This window comes from Pseudorhodoferax sp. Leaf265 (assembly GCF_001422365.1).
Lineage (GTDB): Bacteria > Pseudomonadota > Gammaproteobacteria > Burkholderiales > Burkholderiaceae_C > Pseudorhodoferax.
The window spans coordinates 64,838-79,823 of sequence record NZ_LMMT01000040.1; the positions used below are offsets into that span (position 1 = coordinate 64,838).

The 14,986-nt window shown below is 74.1% G+C and carries 19 protein-coding genes and 1 riboswitch; of the genes, 15 read left to right on the forward strand and 4 right to left on the reverse strand.

The window, feature by feature from the left end:
• The gene (locus ASF45_RS31715; RefSeq protein ID WP_056673091.1) at positions 1–1,548 is read right to left on the reverse strand and encodes an MFS transporter; all 1,548 of its coding nucleotides are present in this window, start codon (positions 1,546–1,548) and stop codon (positions 1–3) included.
• A 107-nt stretch (positions 1,549–1,655) separates the two neighbouring features.
• On the opposite strand from ASF45_RS31715, the gene ASF45_RS31720 reads away from it, so the two are divergent.
• A complete protein-coding gene (locus ASF45_RS31720) occupies positions 1,656–2,567 on the forward strand; it encodes a LysR substrate-binding domain-containing protein (RefSeq protein ID WP_056673092.1) in 912 nt (303 codons plus the stop codon).
• A gap of 30 nt (positions 2,568–2,597) precedes the next feature.
• Here the strand turns inward: ASF45_RS31720 and ASF45_RS31725 are convergent, their stop codons facing one another.
• The gene (locus tag ASF45_RS31725; protein ID WP_056673097.1) at positions 2,598–3,923 is read right to left on the reverse strand and encodes a chloride channel protein; all 1,326 of its coding nucleotides are present in this window, start codon (positions 3,921–3,923) and stop codon (positions 2,598–2,600) included.
• A gap of 52 nt (positions 3,924–3,975) precedes the next feature.
• Entirely contained in the window at positions 3,976–4,539 is a 564-nt protein-coding gene (locus ASF45_RS31730) for an ATP-dependent Clp protease proteolytic subunit (RefSeq protein ID WP_056673099.1), read from the reverse strand.
• Positions 4,540–4,842: 303 nt separating this feature from the next.
• Between ASF45_RS31730 and ASF45_RS31735 the strand changes: the two genes are divergently transcribed.
• From ASF45_RS31735 to cobJ, 5 genes are all read left to right on the forward strand, one after another.
• Positions 4,843–5,085, forward strand: a complete 243-nt coding sequence (locus ASF45_RS31735; protein WP_056673102.1) for a hypothetical protein — start codon at positions 4,843–4,845, stop codon at positions 5,083–5,085.
• A 15-nt stretch (positions 5,086–5,100) separates the two neighbouring features.
• A riboswitch (cobalamin riboswitch) is annotated at positions 5,101–5,340 on the forward strand.
• A 115-nt stretch (positions 5,341–5,455) separates the two neighbouring features.
• On the forward strand, positions 5,456–6,658 hold the full coding sequence (locus ASF45_RS31740) for a hypothetical protein (RefSeq protein WP_082551393.1): 1,203 nt from the start codon (positions 5,456–5,458) through the stop codon (positions 6,656–6,658).
• Entirely contained in the window at positions 6,630–7,274 is a 645-nt protein-coding gene (locus ASF45_RS31745) for a precorrin-8X methylmutase (protein WP_056673106.1), read from the forward strand. Before ASF45_RS31740 ends, ASF45_RS31745 begins: the two co-directional genes overlap by 29 nt.
• Positions 7,274–8,005: a precorrin-2 C(20)-methyltransferase gene (locus tag ASF45_RS31750; RefSeq protein WP_056673108.1), complete on the forward strand. Its 732-nt coding sequence runs from the start codon at positions 7,274–7,276 to the stop codon at positions 8,003–8,005. Before ASF45_RS31745 ends, ASF45_RS31750 begins: the two co-directional genes overlap by 1 nt.
• Positions 8,002–8,739, forward strand: a complete 738-nt coding sequence (cobJ, locus tag ASF45_RS31755) for a precorrin-3B C(17)-methyltransferase (protein ID WP_255357818.1) — start codon at positions 8,002–8,004, stop codon at positions 8,737–8,739. Before ASF45_RS31750 ends, cobJ begins: the two co-directional genes overlap by 4 nt.
• Here cobJ and ASF45_RS31760 read toward each other — a convergent pair.
• The gene (locus ASF45_RS31760; protein WP_082551425.1) at positions 8,715–9,497 is read right to left on the reverse strand and encodes a cobalt-precorrin-6A reductase; all 783 of its coding nucleotides are present in this window, start codon (positions 9,495–9,497) and stop codon (positions 8,715–8,717) included. The two genes, cobJ and ASF45_RS31760, sit on opposite strands and share 25 nt — an antisense overlap.
• Between ASF45_RS31760 and ASF45_RS31765 the strand changes: the two genes are divergently transcribed.
• The 9 genes from ASF45_RS31765 (at position 9,466) to ASF45_RS31805 (ending at position 14,776) form a co-directional block, all read left to right on the forward strand.
• A complete protein-coding gene (locus tag ASF45_RS31765) occupies positions 9,466–10,644 on the forward strand; it encodes a bifunctional cobalt-precorrin-7 (C(5))-methyltransferase/cobalt-precorrin-6B (C(15))-methyltransferase (protein WP_056673111.1) in 1,179 nt (392 codons plus the stop codon). The two genes, ASF45_RS31760 and ASF45_RS31765, sit on opposite strands and share 32 nt — an antisense overlap.
• Positions 10,626–11,039 (forward strand): cobalamin biosynthesis protein, encoded by a 414-nt coding sequence (locus ASF45_RS31770; RefSeq protein WP_082551394.1) that lies wholly within the window; start codon positions 10,626–10,628, stop codon positions 11,037–11,039. Before ASF45_RS31765 ends, ASF45_RS31770 begins: the two co-directional genes overlap by 19 nt.
• Positions 11,036–11,824, forward strand: a complete 789-nt coding sequence (cobM, locus tag ASF45_RS31775) for a precorrin-4 C(11)-methyltransferase (protein WP_056673115.1) — start codon at positions 11,036–11,038, stop codon at positions 11,822–11,824. Before ASF45_RS31770 ends, cobM begins: the two co-directional genes overlap by 4 nt.
• The gene (cobF, locus tag ASF45_RS31780) at positions 11,821–12,582 is read left to right on the forward strand and encodes a precorrin-6A synthase (deacetylating) (protein WP_056673117.1); all 762 of its coding nucleotides are present in this window, start codon (positions 11,821–11,823) and stop codon (positions 12,580–12,582) included. Before cobM ends, cobF begins: the two co-directional genes overlap by 4 nt.
• A 177-nt stretch (positions 12,583–12,759) precedes the next feature.
• Positions 12,760–13,014 carry a hypothetical protein gene (locus tag ASF45_RS31785; RefSeq protein ID WP_156473257.1) on the forward strand — a complete coding sequence of 85 codons (255 nt, stop codon included), beginning with the start codon at positions 12,760–12,762 and terminating at the stop codon, positions 13,012–13,014.
• A gap of 153 nt (positions 13,015–13,167) precedes the next feature.
• The gene (locus ASF45_RS31790; RefSeq protein WP_056673123.1) at positions 13,168–13,374 is read left to right on the forward strand and encodes a hypothetical protein; all 207 of its coding nucleotides are present in this window, start codon (positions 13,168–13,170) and stop codon (positions 13,372–13,374) included.
• Complete coding sequence (locus ASF45_RS31795; protein ID WP_056673126.1) at positions 13,371–13,640, forward strand: hypothetical protein; 270 nt, start codon at positions 13,371–13,373, stop codon at positions 13,638–13,640. The genes ASF45_RS31790 and ASF45_RS31795 overlap by 4 nt, the downstream gene beginning before the upstream one ends.
• A 70-nt stretch (positions 13,641–13,710) precedes the next feature.
• The gene (locus tag ASF45_RS31800; RefSeq protein WP_056673129.1) at positions 13,711–14,199 is read left to right on the forward strand and encodes a DUF421 domain-containing protein; all 489 of its coding nucleotides are present in this window, start codon (positions 13,711–13,713) and stop codon (positions 14,197–14,199) included.
• 100 nt (positions 14,200–14,299) lie between these two features.
• A complete protein-coding gene (locus ASF45_RS31805; protein WP_056673132.1) occupies positions 14,300–14,776 on the forward strand; it encodes a hypothetical protein in 477 nt (158 codons plus the stop codon).
• Positions 14,777–14,986: the final 210 nt, after the last annotated feature.

Here is a 14,986-nt window from a genome sequence, read left to right on the forward strand (position 1 = left end):
TCAGGCCGTGGCCGCGGCCCCCGCGGCGGGGTGCGGCCGGCGCAGCACCGCCCAGCTGGCCACCGCCGTGAGCCACACGGCGACCGCGCCGTACAGCATCACCGTGCCGAAGCCCTGCGTGACGGCCGCCTGCAGCGCCGTGCCCGCCGCGTCGGGCCCGGCCAGCGTCGCCAGCACCTGCCGGGCGCCCGCCACATTGCCGCCCGCCAGCTGCTCGGCCAGCGCGCGCAGCTGCGGTGCCGGAACACCCTGCCCCAACACCGTGCGCAGCGCCGCCGCGATGCCGGCCACCAGCACCCCGCCCATCGCCGCGATGTTGAGCGCCAAGCTGATGAGCCGCGCGCTGGTGTCCATGCCCGAGGCCATGCCCACGCGCTCGGGCGGCACGGCCGAGGTCGTCATGTTGGTCGCGGGCGTGGTCGTCAGGCCCAGGCCGATGCCGGCGAGCAAGGCGCCGGGCAGCACCGTCCAGCCGCCCAGCTCAGCGAAGCGGCTGCCCCATTGCATGCCCACGAAGCCCAGGCCGATCGCGAACAGCCCCGCCGGGATCACGGTGCGCGCCTGGTAGCGCAGCAGCAGCCACTGCGCGATCGGCGGCATCACGAGGAAGGGCACGGTGTAGACCAGCAGCGCCAGCCCGGTGGCCGTGGTGTCCCAGCCCAGCCCGGCCGTGAAGTACAGCGGCAGGTAGACCATGAAGGGCCAGTAGCTGCAGTTCATGCCCACGCAGCCGAGGATGGCACCCGAGAAGTCGCGGATGCGGAACACCGAGAAATCGAACATCGGGTGTGGATGCCGGCGCTCGGCCAGGACGAAGCCCGCCAAGCCCGCCAGTGTGGCGGCCAGCAGGCCCAGCGCGGCCGGGCTGGTCCAGCCCAGGCTGGCGCCCTGGGTGATGAGCCAGCTGAGCCCCAGCACGGCCACGGTCAGCGTGGCGATGCCGGCCCAGTCCAGGCGCTGCTGACGCGCCTGCGGGTCGCTGGACTCGGCCACGCCAGCGCGGACCAGGGCCAGGCACACCAGGGCCAGCGGCGCGTGCACGAGGAAGACCCAGTGCCAGCTGGCCAGCGCCACGATGGCACCGCCCACCACGGGCCCGAAGCCCAGGCCGATGCCGGCCACCACGCCCCACACCGCGAAGGCCCGCGCACGCGCCCTGCCCTCGGGAAACTGATGCGACAGGATGGCGATGGAGCAGATGAACATGGCGCCGCCGGCCAGGCCCTGGACGAAGCGGGCGGCGATCAGCGCGGGCATGTGCGGCGCCAGGCCGCACAGCAGCGAGGCAACGCCGAAGGCCGCCACGCTCAGGCCGAACACGCGGCGCCGGCCATAGCGGTCGGCCAAGGTTCCGGTGGCCATGAGCACCGTGGTGCAGGCGATGGTGTAGGCGTTCATGGTCCATTGCAGGTCCTGGAAGCCGGCCTGCAGCTGCGCCTCCAGCACCGGCAGGATGATGGGCACGCTGGAGATCTCCAGGCCGAACAACAGGGCGGCGAGGCAGGTGGCGGACAGCGCGAGGGCGGGATGGGTCGGCATGGGCGGCATGGGCGGCAGGGAGCAATCGGGGATGGGGATTCTCAAGACCCCTCACCCATGATGCAAATGATGAATTTTTCTAGGATTCAGTGCCAAGATTCATTAATCTCGCAGCCATGAGCTACGACACCGGCCTGCTGCAGGCCTTCATCGCCGTGCACGCGGCCCAGGGTTTCACGCGCGCGGCCGAGCAGCTGCACCTCACGCAGTCGGCGGTCAGCCACCAGATCCGGCGGCTGGAGGAACTCGTGGGCCGCCCGCTGTTCCTGCGCACCACGCGCAGCCTGCGCCTGACGGCCGACGGCGAGGACTTCCTGCGCCTGGCGCAGCGCATCCTGCAGGCGCAGGAGGCGCTGGCGCGGCATTTCCGCTGCTCGCCGATCGAGGGCACGGTGCGCTTCGGCGTGCCCGAGAGCTTCATGCGCGAAGGCCTGCCGCAGCTGCTGCGCCAGTTCGCGCGCAGCTGCCCCAAGGTGCGGCTGGAAGTCAGCGTGGGCCTCACGCTCGACCTGGCCAGCATGGTGCGCGAGCGCGAGCTCGACCTGGCCGTGGTGGTGGCGCAGCCGGGCGCGGCCCCGGGCCGGCTTCTGCAGCGCGAGCCCATGGTCTGGGCCGCGGCCGAAGGCTTCATCTGGTCGCGCGCGGACTCGCTGCCGCTGGCCTACTCGCCGCCGCCCTGCGTGTGCCGCCAGATCGCCATGGACGCGCTGAACCAGGCCGGCATCGCCTGGCACGCGGCCTTCAGCTCGCACAGCCTGCACGACCTGCGCGCGGTCGCGCTGAGCGGCCTGGCCGTGGCCCCGTTCACGCGCGACAACCTGCGTCCGGGCATGCGGGTGCTCGACGCCAAGGACGGTCTGCCGCCACTGCCCATGCTGGACTTCACGCTGGTCTACAGCGAGGACGCTGCCGGCCAGCACGACCCGGCCGTGCGCGAACTGGGCCGGCTCATCGAGCAGGCCGGCTGGGCCCAGCAGGGCAAGCCGGCCCGGTCGCCGCGCCGCGCGCCGGTCGCCGCTGGGGACTGAGCGGCATGCCCCCGCGGCCGGGCGCGCGGTTCAAGGCCTGGGCGCGTTCGCGCGGGAAGCCGCCACCATGTGCTCGGCCAGCGTCGCGTACAAGGGCCGGCTGAGCATGCGCGACACCAGGCTCGCGAGCATGGCGGTGGCCATGAGGCTCAGCACCATGGAGTGCCCGTCCACCATCTCCATCACGATGATGAAGGCCGTCAGCGGCGCCTGCGTCACGGCGGCCAGGAAGCCGGTCATCCCCATGGCGATCAGCGCCGGCCCCAGCCCCGGCGCGGCCAGCTGCGCGATGCCGTCGCCGATGCCCGCGCCGATGGACAGCGAGGGCGCGAAGATGCCTCCCGGCACACCGCACCAGGCCGTGAGCCAGGTGGCGATGAACTTGAGCAGCGTGTACAGCGGCGACAGCTCGTCGTGGCCGGCCAGCATCTGCTTGACGGCGTCAGACCCCGCACCGAAGGTGGCGCCACCAGTGGCCAGGCCGATGGCGGCCACCAGCAGCCCGCCGGTGGCCGCGAAGCGCACCGGCCAGCGTGCACGCCACCGGTTCAGGCGCTGCGGCGATCCGGTCAGCGAGGCGATCATCAGGCGCGCGAACAGGCCGCCCGCCACGCCGCTGGCCAGCGCCACCAGCAGGCCCGGGCCGAACAGGTCCCAGCCCAGCGCCGGCACGCGGATGATGCCGAAGTAGCTGGTGTTGCCGAAGGCCGAGACGCCCACCAGGCCGGCCAGCACGATGCCCGTGATGATGAGGCCGCTGGCACGCGCCTCGAGCCGGCCCGAGAGCTCCTCGATGGCGAACACCACGCCCGCCAGCGGCGCATTGAAGGCGGCCGCGATGCCGGCGGCGCCGCCGGCGATCAGCAGTGCCCGGGTGTCGATCTGGCTGCCGGGCGACAGCCAGCGCCGCGCGTGCTGCATGACACCGGCGGCCACCTGCACCGACGGGCCTTCGCGCCCGATCGACAGGCCCGCCGCGAAGCCCGCGACGCCCAGTCCGATCTTGGCCAGGGTCAGGCGCAGCGAGGCGAACAGGCCGCGCTGCCCGGGCAGCACGGCAGGGTCGAGCGCGGCCTTGATCTGCGGGATGCCGGAGCCGCCGGCGCCGGGAAACCAGCGCCGCGTGGCCCAGACGATGCCGGCGGTCAGCGCCGGCGTCCACAGCAGCACGGCCCAGGGCTGGGCATGGTGCAGGCGCTCGAACCAGCCGAAGGCCCATTCGGCCGCCACCGTGAAACCCACGACGAACAGCCCGGCAGCGATCGCATAGCCCAGCACGATCGCGCGGTCGAGCCACAGGCGCCAGCTGGAGAACTCTGCGCGCAGGTTCTGGAAGAAGTCGGGCTCTTGGTGCATCGGGGGATTCTGGCAGCGGCATCGGCGCGGGCCGGCCTGCAAGCCGCGTGCCTCAACCCACGATGCCACCCACCAGGCCGAGCTCGCGCGCCTCGGCCGCCGGCACATACCAGTCGCAGTCGCGCACGCGGGCCTCCAGGTCGGCCAGCGATAGGCTGGAGCCCTGCACGAGTTCGGCGAAGCCCGCACGCTCGAGCCGCTGGCCCGAGACGATCTCGGCCAGCACGCCCTTGACCTGGACCATGCACGCATGCAGCGGGCCGTCCAGCTGCAGCGTCTTGCGCAGCCGGCGCTCGTGCACCAGCAGCTCGCAGTCGGCGGTCAGGAAGCGGCGTTCGCGCGCGAACGCCGCCATCACGGTCACACCGGCCGAGTAGACATAGGACTTGCCCAGGAAGTACAGCGCCGCGCCACCCTGGCGCCAGGCGCGGATCTCCTGCGCGATGCGCCGGCCCATGTCGGCATCGCCGCCCGAGGTGGACAGTTCGAACACGATGGGGCCATCGGCCGGCGCCTCGGCCCGCTGGCGCAGGAACTCGGCCAGCATGGCCTGGTCGACCTTGCCGTACAGGCGGATGGCAGGCGCCTGCGACAGGGCTGCGGGAACGGACGGCAACGACGCTTGGAAATGGGGGGCTGACATGGCGAGTGGTGAGCGGGGTGAAGGGATGGAGCGCGCGCTCTGCGCACGCCACTGCACTGTTCCCCGGCACTGCGCACACCTTGCAGCGGACAAGCGCTGACGCACCCGTCGGACGCTTTCGCCAAGCCAAGGCCGCCTGCGCAGCCCACGCCGATGGCAACCAAGGGCACAGGGCCGGCAGGCGTCCTACCTGCAGGCTGGCATCTGCGCGACATGCGGGCACCGCGCGCCGGCGCTAGGGTGGCGGCTCCACTTTGCCCCACAGCGCCACCCACCATGGACTTCATCGACCTCATCCAATGGCCCGCCATGGCCGCTTCGCTCGCCGCCGCCTGGCTCGTCGCCTCGGCCTCGGAACAGCGGCGCGCCCATGGCTTCTGGGTGTTCCTGCTCAGCAACGTGCTGTGGGTGGTCTGGGGCGTGCACACCAGTGGCTGGGCGCTGGTCGCGCTGCAGCTGGGCTTGGCGGCCATGAACATCCGCGGGCTGCGCAAGAACGACACCGGGGCCGAAGGCTGAGCGGCCGGGCTGCTACCATCCGCCGCTGCAACAGGTGCCCGGCGACACAAGCGCGCCGGGTTAAACGGGAAGCCGGTGTGTGCGCCTTCGGGCCCGCACGATGCCGGCGCTGCCCCCGCAACGGTGTGCGAGAAGCAAGCGGCAAACACAACCACTGGGTCGGTGCACCTGGGAAGGTTGCCGCCAGCGTCGAGCGTCGCGACAGACGCCCGGAACTCGCGAGCCCGGAGACCGGCCTGTTGTTCCGAGCTGGCGTTGCGGTGGGCGATGCGGGTCCCATGGCTGCGCACGACCTGAAGCCATCCGACCACATCCCCTCTTGCCACGTACGGCAGCCCCGGGCCCCGGCCCGTACCGTTCAAGAGGACAGATGCGCGAGCCTTCGGCCACGCCGGCACCGGCGCCTGGCGCTCCCCCCCCCACCGTCCATGGCTGGTGCCCCGGTGCGCTGCGGCCCATGGCCTCGGGCGACGGCTGGATCGTGCGCGTGCGGCCGCATGCGGGGCGGCTCACGCGCGCGCAGGCCGCCGGCATCGCGCGGCTCGCCGCGGCGCACGGCCGGGGCCCGCTCGAACTCACGCGCCGCGCCAACCTGCAGCTGCGCGGCGTGGCGCAGGCCAGCCACCCGGAGCTGCTCGCAGGCCTGCAGGCCCTGGGTCTGGTCGACGCCGATGCCGCAGCGGAGCAGCGCCGCAACATCGTCGTCACGCCCTTCCGGGCGCCGGGCGACGCCACGCTGGCGCTCGCGGAGGCGCTCGCCCAGGCCCTGGCGGCGCCCGACGCGCCGGCGCTGCCGGCCAAGTTCGGCTTCGCGGTGGACTGCGGCGCCACGCCCGTGCTGCGCGCCACGCCCGCCCACGTCCGCATCGAGCGCGACGGCCGAGGCCTCGTCGTGCGCGCCGACCGCGCGCCGCTGCTGGCACGCGCCACGCCGCACGACGCGGTGGCCATCGCCATGCAACTCGCACACTGGCTCGCCCGCGGCGACGCTGCCGCGCCGCCGCCCGGTTTCCAGCCGGCCCCTGTGCTGCAGCGCGCCGGCCCCAGGCCGCAGCCCGGGCCGGTGCCGGGCGGCTGGCTGGTGGCCGCCGCGTTCGGGCAGCTGCCAGCCGACATCCTGGCGCACCTGGCCGAACATGGCGACCTGCGCCTCACACCCTGGCGCATGCTGCTGGTCGAAGGCGCGCGCAGCGCACCGGCACTGCCCGGGCTGCTGAACGACCCGGCCGACCCGTTGCTGCGCGTCGTCGCCTGCAGCGGCACCGAGGGCTGCCGCCAGGCGGCGGGCCCGACACGCCCGCTGGCCCGCGCGCTGGCCGGCCTCGTGCCCGCGCATGGCCTGCTGCATGTCTCCGGCTGCAGCAAGGGCTGCGCGCATGCCGAGCCCACGGTGACGCTGGTCGCCACGCCCGCGGGCTACGACCTGGTCCGCCATGGCAAGGCCTCGGCGCCACCGGACCGGCGCGCCCTGCGCGCCGACGCACTCGCTTCCCATCTCGCCCACGCATGGGAGACCACCACAACAACACAAGACGCCCCGCCCCATGAGGCCACCGACACCCCACCGCTTTGAGACCGACGGCGCCGCCATCTACCGCGCCTCGTTCGCCATCATCCGCGCCGAAGCCGCGCTCGCGCGCTTCTCGCCCGCCGAGGAGATGGTGGCCGTGCGCATGGTCCATGCCGCTGGCATGGTCGATCTCGCGCCCCACATCCGCTTTTCCGCCGGCGCGGCCGAGGCCGCGCGCGCCGCGCTCGAGGCCGGCGCGCCCATCCTGTGCGATGCGCGCATGGTCAGCGAAGGCATCACGCGCGCCCGGCTGCCGGCCGGCAACCGCATCGTCTGCACGCTGCACGACCCCGAGGTGCCCGCCATCGCGGCCCGGCTCGGGACGACGCGCAGCGCTGCCGCGGTGGAGCTGTGGCGCCCGCGGCTGGCCGGTGCCGTGGTCGCCATCGGCAACGCGCCGACCGCGCTGTTCCATTTGCTCAACCTGCTGCAGGACCCGCTCTGTCCGCGGCCGGCGGCCATCGTGGGCTGCCCGGTCGGCTTCGTCGGCGCGGCCGAATCCAAGGCCGCCTTGATGGACACGCTGCCCGCGCCGGCCATCGTCGTGGACGGGCGCCTGGGCGGCTCGGCCATCACGGTGGCGGCCATCAACGCGCTGGCCAGCCGCGAGGAAATCTGATGGGCCGCATCCTCTGCGCCGGGCTGGGCCCCGGCGATCCCGAACTCATGAGCGTGCGCGCCGACCGCGCCATCCGCACGGCCGGCCATGTCGCCTACTTCCGCAAGCGCGGCCGGCCCGGCCAGGCCCGGCGCATCGTCGAAGGCATGCTGGCGCCCGCGGTGCAGGAGTACGCGATGGAGTACCCGGTCACGACCGAGCTGCCGTTCGACAGCCCCGCCTACAAGGCCTGCCTGTCCGCCTTCTACGACGACTGGGCCGCGCGCCTGGCGGCGCTGGCGCAGCAGCAGGACGTGGTGGTGCTGTGCGAGGGCGACCCCTTCTTCTTCGGCTCCTTCATGCACCTGCACACACGGCTGCAGGGCCGCGCCCAGGTCGAGGTGATCCCGGGCATGCCCGGCATGGTGGGCTGCTGGTCGGCCACCAACGTGCCCATCACCTGGGGCGACGACGTGCTGGTGGTGCTGATGGGCACGCTGCCCGATGCCGAACTGGAGCGCCACATGCGCTCGGCCGATGCGCTGGTGATCATGAAGACCGGCCGCAACCTGCCGCGCGTGCGGCGCGCGCTGCAGGCCGCCGGCCGGCTCGACGCGGCCTGGCTCGTCGAGCGCGGCACCATGCCTGGCGAGCGCATCGTGCCGCTGGCCCAGGTGGACGGCGCGGACTGCCCCTACTTCGCCATCGTGCTGGTCCATGGCCAGGGGCGCCGGCCCGAGGTGCTGGAGTGAACGCCGGCTGGCTCTGCATCGCCGGCCTCGGACCGGGCGACCCCTCCATGCTGACGCCCGAGGTCACGCAGGCGCTGGACCAGGCCACCGACGTGGTCGGCTACATCCCCTACGTGGCCCGTGTCGCGCCGCGCGCGGGGCTGCGCCTGCACCCTTCGGACAACCGCCAGGAGATCGCGCGCGCGCAGGCTGCGCTGGCCATGGCCGCGGCCGGGCAGCGCGTGGTGCTGGTGTCCTCGGGCGACCCGGGCGTCTTCGCGATGGCCTCCGCGGTGTTCGAGGCGCTCGAGGCCGCGCCGCAGTGGCAGCAATTGGACATCCGCGTGCTCCCTGGCATCACGGCCATGCTGGCCGCGGCCGCCCGGGCCGGCGCGCCGCTGGGGCACGATTTCTGCGCGATCAACCTGAGCGACAACCTCAAGCCGGCCACGACGATCGAAGCGCGCGTGCGCGCCGCCGCCGCCGCGGACTTCGCCATGGCTTTCTACAACCCGCGCTCGGTGAGCCGTCCCGACACCTTCGCGCGCATCCTCGCGCTGCTGCGCGAGACCTGCGAACCCGAGCGTCTGGTCGTCTTCGCGCGCGCCGTCGGCACGCCCGAGGAGCGGCTGCGCACCGTGACGCTGGCCGAGGCGACGCCCGAGATGGCCGACATGCGCACCGTGGTGCTGGTGGGCAATGCCGCGACCCGGCGCGTCGGCCGCTTCGTCTACACGCCGAGGGCGGCCCGGTGAGCCGCCAGCCAGGCCATCGCCTCGGCCACCGAGGCCACGCGGGTGCGGGGTGGCAGCTGCGGCCGCTGGACCAGGACCACCGGCAGGCCCAGGCTGCGGGCGGCGTCGAGCTTGGCGCGCGCGCCGCTGCCGCCCGCGTTCTTGGCGACCACGTGCGTGCTGCCGTGCGCGAGCATCAGCTGTCGGTCGCCCTCCACCGTGAACGGCCCGCGGTCCAGCACCAGCGTGGCCTGCGGCAGGGGCAGGGGCTGCAGGGGGGCATCCACCAGCCGCAGCAGGTAGTGGTGCTGGGGGGCCTGGGCGAAGGCGTCCAGGGTCTGCCGGCCGATGGCCAGGAACACGCACGTGGGCGCGGCCGGCAAGGCCGCCACGGCGGCGGCGACATCGGGCACTTCGCGCCAGTCGTCACCGGCCTGCGCCACCCAGGCCGGCCGCTCCAGCGCCACCAGGGGGATGCCCAGCGCGGCGCAGGCCTCGACCGCATTGGCGCTCATGCGGGCCGCAAAGGGGTGGGTCGCATCCACCACCTGCGTGATGCGCTGCGCGCGCAGCCACGCGCACAGCCCGGCCACGCCGCCGAAGCCGCCCACGCGCGTGGGCAGCGGCTGGGCCCGCGGTGCCTGGGTGCGGCCGGCGTAGGAGTAGACGGCGTCCACGCCCGCCGCGGCCAGGGCGTCGGCGAGTTGGCGGGCTTCGGTGGTGCCGCCCAGGAGCAGGAGGCGGGGCGTGGCTGAGCGCTGGCTGGACATCATCGGCATCGGAGAAGACGGGTTGGCCGGATTGTCCGGTGCCGGCCGCACGGCGCTGGAACAGGCCACGGTCGTCTTCGGCGGCCCGCGCCACCTCGCGCTGGCGCAGGCCGGTGCGCGCGGCCAGGCCTGGCCGCAGCCCTTCGACCTCGCACCGGTGCTGGCGCTGCGCGGGCGCCGCGTGGCCGTGCTGGCCTCGGGCGATCCGTTCTGGTTCGGCGCCGGCGGATCGTTGGCGGCGCAGCTCGCGCCCGAGGAGTGGACGGCACACCCGGCCCCGTCGACCTTCTCGCTGGCCGCCGCGCGGCTGGGCTGGCGGCTCGAGGGCACCGCCTGCCTGGGCCTGCATGCCAGGCCCTTCGCCGTCGCGCGCGCGCACCTGCATCCGGGCGCGCGGCTGCTGTGCCTGCTGGCCTCGGCCGAGGCCGTGGGCGCGTTCGCGCAATGGCTGTGCGCAGAAGGCTTCGGCGGCTCCACGCTGTGGGTGCTGCAAGCCCTGGGCGGCCCGCGCGAGCGCGTGCGCCAGACCACCGCCGCAGGCTTCGACCTGGCCGGCATCGCGGCGCCCGTGGCCGTGGCGCTGGAGCCGGCTGGTGCCGCCGGGCTGCCGCGCACGGCCGGCCTGCCCGATGCAGCCTTCGCGCACGACGGGCAGATCACCAAGTCGCCCATGCGCGCGCTGACGCTGGCGGCACTGGCGCCCCGCCCCGGCGAGCTGCTGTGGGATGTCGGTGCCGGCTCGGGCTCCGTCGCGGTCGAGTGGTGCCTGGCGGGCGGGCGTGCCTGTGCCGTGGAGCAGCACGCGGCGCGCGCGGCCAACGTGCAGGCGAATGCCGGGCGCTTCGGCGTGGCCGAGCACCTGCAGGTGGTCCACGGCCGCGCGCCGCAGGCCCTGGCGGGGCTGGCGCCCGCGCAGGCCATCTTCGTCGGCGGCGGCTTCGACCTCGCCCTGTTCGAGGCGCTGCGCGCTGCCAGCCCCGCAGCGCGCCTGGTGGCCAATGCCGTCACGCTGGAGACCGAAGCCCTGCTGCTGCAGCTGCAGGGCAGCCATGGCGGCGCGCTGCTGCGCATCGACATCGCCCAGGCCGCGCCGCTGGGCCGCCTGCGCGGCTGGGCGCCGTCGCGCCCCATCGTGCAGTGGAGCGTGCAGCTGTGACCGTGCTCGGCGTGGGCCTGCATTCCGGCGCCGGCCTGGCCTCGCTGCGCGATGCGCTGCGTGCCGCCTGCGCCGCGCTGCCGGCCCGCCCCGTGCTGCGCGCCGTGGCCACAGCGCAGGACAAGCTGGACTGCGCCGCGCTGGCCCAGTTCGCCGCGGAACTGCGCGTGCCGCTGATCGGCGTCCCGCTGCCTCTGCTGGCCGTGCAGCCCGCCACACCCAGTGCCTTCGCGCCGGCGCGCTACGGCGGACGCAGCCTGGCCGAAGCCGCCGCGCTCGCGGCCGCCGGGCCCGGCGCGCGGCTGCTCGCGCCGCGCGCCGTCTCCACCGACCGGCAGGCCACGGCGGCATTGGCCGCGGCCCTGCCCTACCCCATCGACCCCAGCGAACCATGACCGTCCACTTCATCGGCGCCGGCCCCGGCGCCCCCGACCTGCTGACCCTGCGCGGCCGCGACCTGATCGCCGCCTGCCCGGTCTGCCTCTACGCGGGCTCGCTCGTGCCCGAGGGCGTGCTGGCCTTCTGCCCGCCCGGCGCGCGCCTGGTCAACACCGCGCCGCTGTCGCTCGACGAAATCGTCGAGGCCATCCGCGGCGCGCACGCCGCCGGCCAGGACGTGGCGCGCCTGCACTCGGGCGACCTGTCGGTCTGGTCGGCCATGGGCGAGCAGCTGCGCCGGCTGCGCGCACTCGGCATCCCGTTCACGGTCACGCCGGGCGTGCCGTCCTTCGCCGCGGCGGCCGCCACGCTGGCGCAGGAGCTGACCCTGCCCGGGCGCGCGCAGTCGGTGGTGCTGACACGCACCTCCGGGCGTGCCTCGGCGATGCCCGAGGGCGAGGCCCTGGCGCGCTTCGCGGCCACCGGCGCCACCCTGGCGATCCATCTGTCCATCCATGTGCTGGCCCAGGTGGTGGCCGAGCTGCTGCCGTTCTACGGGCCCGACTGCCCGGTGGCCGTGGTCTGGCGCGCCAGCTGGCCCGACGAGCGCGTGCTGCGCGGCACGCTGGCCAGCATCGAGGCCGCCGTGGGGCCGACCATGGACCGCACCGCGCTGATCCTGGTCGGCGCCAACCTCGGCGCAGAGGACTTCGGCACCAGCCGGCTCTATGCCAGCGACTACGACCGCCGCTACCGCCCGCTTGGCGCCACGCCGCGCTTTCCCGCGGGCGACGACGCATGATCGAGCTGGCGCTGGTCGGCATCGGCACCGGCCACCCCGACCACATCACGCGGCTAGGGGAGCGCGCGCTGAACGCGGCCGACCTGATCCTGATCCCGCGCAAGGGCGAAGGCAAGGGAGACTTGGCGGACGTGCGGCTGGCGATCTGCTCGGCCGTCGTCACTGCGGGCACGCGCATCGCCTTCTTCGACATGCCGGTGCGCGCGGGCGCGGCGACCGACTACGCCGGCGCCGTCGAACGCTGGCACGACGCGATTGCCGAGGCCTGGCTGGCGGCCATCGCCGCGCACCTGCCCGGCGGCGGGCGCCTGGCCCTGCTGGTCTGGGGCGACCCCTCGCTGTACGACAGCACGCTGCGCATCGCCGCGCGGCTGGCGCGCCGCATCGCGCTGCGCACCAGCGTCGTGCCCGGCATCACGGCGCTGCAGGCGCTGACGGCCGCGCACGCCATCCCGCTCAACGCCATCAACAGCCCGGTCACCATCACCACCGGGCGGCGGCTGGAGACGGGCGGCTGGCCGGCCGGTGCCGACACCGTGGCCGTGCTGCTGGACGGGCGCTGCGCCTTCCGCGGCCTGGACCCCGCAGGCCTGTCGATCTGGTGGGGCGCCTACCTCGGCCTGCCGCAGCAGCTGCTGCGCCACGGCGCGCTGGCCGACGTGGCCGAACCCATCGCCCAGCTGCGCGAGACGGCACGGCAGGCGCAGGGCTGGATCATGGACACCTACCTGCTGCGGCGCAGCCCTGCGGCAGCGTAGGCGCCGGCAATGCCTGTGCAGCACAGGCATTGCACCTGTCCGGACCATGGGCATGGCCGTGCTGCACGGAAGTACGCGTACAGTCGCCACACCGTCTCCCGGGCCCCGGCCCGCGACACGCAGCCCGCACCCGACGCGGCCGGCCCGGCACCGACTGGCCGCCGCGCCCCCCGAACCATGCACCGACACGTGACCCGCGAGCAGTTGGAGCAGTGCCGGCGTGCACTTGCCTCGGCCGACACATCGGACGAGATGCGCGCGCTGGCCAGCGACCTGCTGGACACCCTGCTCAGGATGTACGACGGCGGCCGGCTGAGCCGCGAGGTGCTGTTGCTGGTCCTGGATTCACTGGCCCTGATCCCCGACCTCGTGGTCTGCGTCGACCGGATCCGGGCCCGGCTCGGCGACAGCCAGTCCGAGCCGGGCGCCTAGCCTGCGCGCCATCGGTGGTGGCCCACTGCGAGGCCACCGGGCGCCCGCAGGTGGCGGACTCTCCTACAAGCGCTTGCGGGCCGGCGCGACAGCGCGGCCGCGCCAGCCTGCCTAGGCTGTAGCACACCACTCCCCCATCCGAAAGGACAGCCCATGGCCACCAACCAACCCCGCGACCGCGAACGTGCAGGCATGCTCCCGGACGCAGCCGACGACGGCGCGCGCACCGGCGTGCCGGCCGAGCGCGGCGCCCCCGAGGCCGAACACGGCCAGTACGGCCTGGTGCGCGAAGGCAGCAAGGCAGCCGAAGGCCTCAGCGAGCCCCAGATCCGCGGTGTCGCACCGCGCAAGAGCCCATGACGGCAGTGGACATGGGCCTGGGGCGCTGGGTCGCGCGCGCCCGCCATGCCGACGGGCGCCATCTCGCCATCGAGCTGCTGTGCCGCGGCATGCCGTCGGCCGAGCAGTTCGCCGCCGCTGCGCTCCAGCGCGCACGCGCCCTGGGCCTGGCGCGCCTGGACCGCAAGACGGCCAGGCGGCGCAGCAGCGATGTGGCGCGGCTGGCCCGGTGCGGCGTCACGATCCTGGCCATCCAGCCGGGCGCCGCCTGGGAGCGCGGCGGCTGACGCGTTGCGCGCCAGCCCAGCGGGCCGCACGCACTGCCAAGGCCCGCGGACGGCAACACGGAGGAACAGCATGTTCGAATTGACGCTGCCCTGGTGGGAACTGGTGCTGCGCGGCACCGCGGTCTACACCACGCTGCTGGTGCTCATGCGCCTGTCGGGCAAGCGCACGGTCGGGCAGTTCACGCCCTTCGACCTCCTGGTCGTCATGCTGCTCAGCGAGGGCGTGTCCAACGCCCTGCTGGGGGGCGAGGAGTCGCTGGCAGGCGGCCTCATCGTGGCCTGCACGCTGCTCGGCCTCAACGTGCTCGTGAGCCGCGCGAGCGCGCGCAGCGACCGCATCCGCAAGCTGGCCGAAGGCGAGCCCGTGGTCGTGGGCTGCAACGGCCGCATCCTCGCGGACCGCCTGCGCGCCGAGCATGTCACGCGCGAGGACGTGCTGCAGGCCCTGCGCGAGGCCGATTGCGATGTCGCCGACATGAAGCTGGCGCTGCTGGAGGCCGATGGCCGGATCAGCATCCTGCGCCACGCCGAGGGCATGGCCGCCCACCTGCGCGGCTGACGCGCACGCAGGAGATGGACGACGTGCGCAGAGCGCCTGTTCCCGCAGCCCGCGGGACGCGCACGCCCTACCTTGGTGGCTCACTCAACAGGAGATCACGATGGAAGAAAAGAGCAAGGTCGGCACCGGGGCTGCGGTCGGTGCGGTGACGGGTGGTGTGGCCGGTGGCGCTGCGGCGGGCGCGGCCGTCGGCGGAATGACGGGGCCGGTCGGTGCGGCCCTGGGCGCCGCTGTCGGTGCCGCCGTCGGCGCCCTGGCGGGCAAGGCGGCGAAGGTCGACCCGGTGGCCGAGGACAACTACTGGCGCGACAACTTCAACACCCGGCCCTATGCCGCGGGCTCCAACTACGACCAGTACGGTCCGGCCTACATGTACGGTGCCAGCGCCTACGAGAAGTACCCGGGCCGCTCCTTCGACGAGGTCGAGCCCGAGCTGGGCACGGGCTGGTCCGCATCGCGCGGCCGCTCGTCCCTCGAATGGGACAACGCGCGCCATGCCACGCGCGACGCCTGGCAACGCCTGAGCGACCGGGTCGAGCGTGCCGTGCCCGGCGACTCCGACCGGGACGGCAAGTAGACGCACCACAACGGGCTGCCAGGCCCGTTGGCATGTCCAGGGTCCGCGCGCAGCACTGCGCACGGCCGCTTGCACGCCGCTTGCGTGCACTGATGGCCGCCTTGGCGCGGTCGTGCCGGGCCTTGGCCTGCGCGAGCTTCTTGGAGGACTTGCGCGACGGCTCGGGGTGCGTGCGGTCGGCGCTGCCGGTCGAACGCGCGCCGGGCGTGG

Excerpts from the sequence above, each read along its gene's own strand:
- cobF (WP_056673117.1), top strand. The coding sequence starts at position 11,821 with ATGATCGAGCTGGCGCTGGTCGGCATCGGCACCGGCCACCCCGACCAC.
- ASF45_RS31800 (WP_056673129.1), top strand. The coding sequence starts at position 13,711 with ATGTTCGAATTGACGCTGCCCTGGTGGGAACTGGTGCTGCGCGGCACC.
- ASF45_RS31790 (WP_056673123.1), top strand. The coding sequence starts at position 13,168 with ATGGCCACCAACCAACCCCGCGACCGCGAACGTGCAGGCATGCTCCCG.
- ASF45_RS31750 (WP_056673108.1), top strand. The coding sequence starts at position 7,274 with ATGGGCCGCATCCTCTGCGCCGGGCTGGGCCCCGGCGATCCCGAACTC.
- ASF45_RS31740 (WP_082551393.1), top strand. The coding sequence starts at position 5,456 with ATGCGCGAGCCTTCGGCCACGCCGGCACCGGCGCCTGGCGCTCCCCCC.
- ASF45_RS31735 (WP_056673102.1), top strand. The coding sequence starts at position 4,843 with ATGGACTTCATCGACCTCATCCAATGGCCCGCCATGGCCGCTTCGCTC.
- cobM (WP_056673115.1), top strand. The coding sequence starts at position 11,036 with ATGACCGTCCACTTCATCGGCGCCGGCCCCGGCGCCCCCGACCTGCTG.
- ASF45_RS31745 (WP_056673106.1), top strand. The coding sequence starts at position 6,630 with ATGAGGCCACCGACACCCCACCGCTTTGAGACCGACGGCGCCGCCATC.
- ASF45_RS31725 (WP_056673097.1), bottom strand. The coding sequence starts at position 3,923 with ATGCACCAAGAGCCCGACTTCTTCCAGAACCTGCGCGCAGAGTTCTCC.
- ASF45_RS31795 (WP_056673126.1), top strand. The coding sequence starts at position 13,371 with ATGACGGCAGTGGACATGGGCCTGGGGCGCTGGGTCGCGCGCGCCCGC.
- ASF45_RS31720 (WP_056673092.1), top strand. The coding sequence starts at position 1,656 with ATGAGCTACGACACCGGCCTGCTGCAGGCCTTCATCGCCGTGCACGCG.
- ASF45_RS31715 (WP_056673091.1), bottom strand. The coding sequence starts at position 1,548 with ATGCCGCCCATGCCGACCCATCCCGCCCTCGCGCTGTCCGCCACCTGC.
- ASF45_RS31760 (WP_082551425.1), bottom strand. The coding sequence starts at position 9,497 with ATGCCGATGATGTCCAGCCAGCGCTCAGCCACGCCCCGCCTCCTGCTC.
- ASF45_RS31785 (WP_156473257.1), top strand. The coding sequence starts at position 12,760 with ATGCACCGACACGTGACCCGCGAGCAGTTGGAGCAGTGCCGGCGTGCA.
- ASF45_RS31805 (WP_056673132.1), top strand. The coding sequence starts at position 14,300 with ATGGAAGAAAAGAGCAAGGTCGGCACCGGGGCTGCGGTCGGTGCGGTG.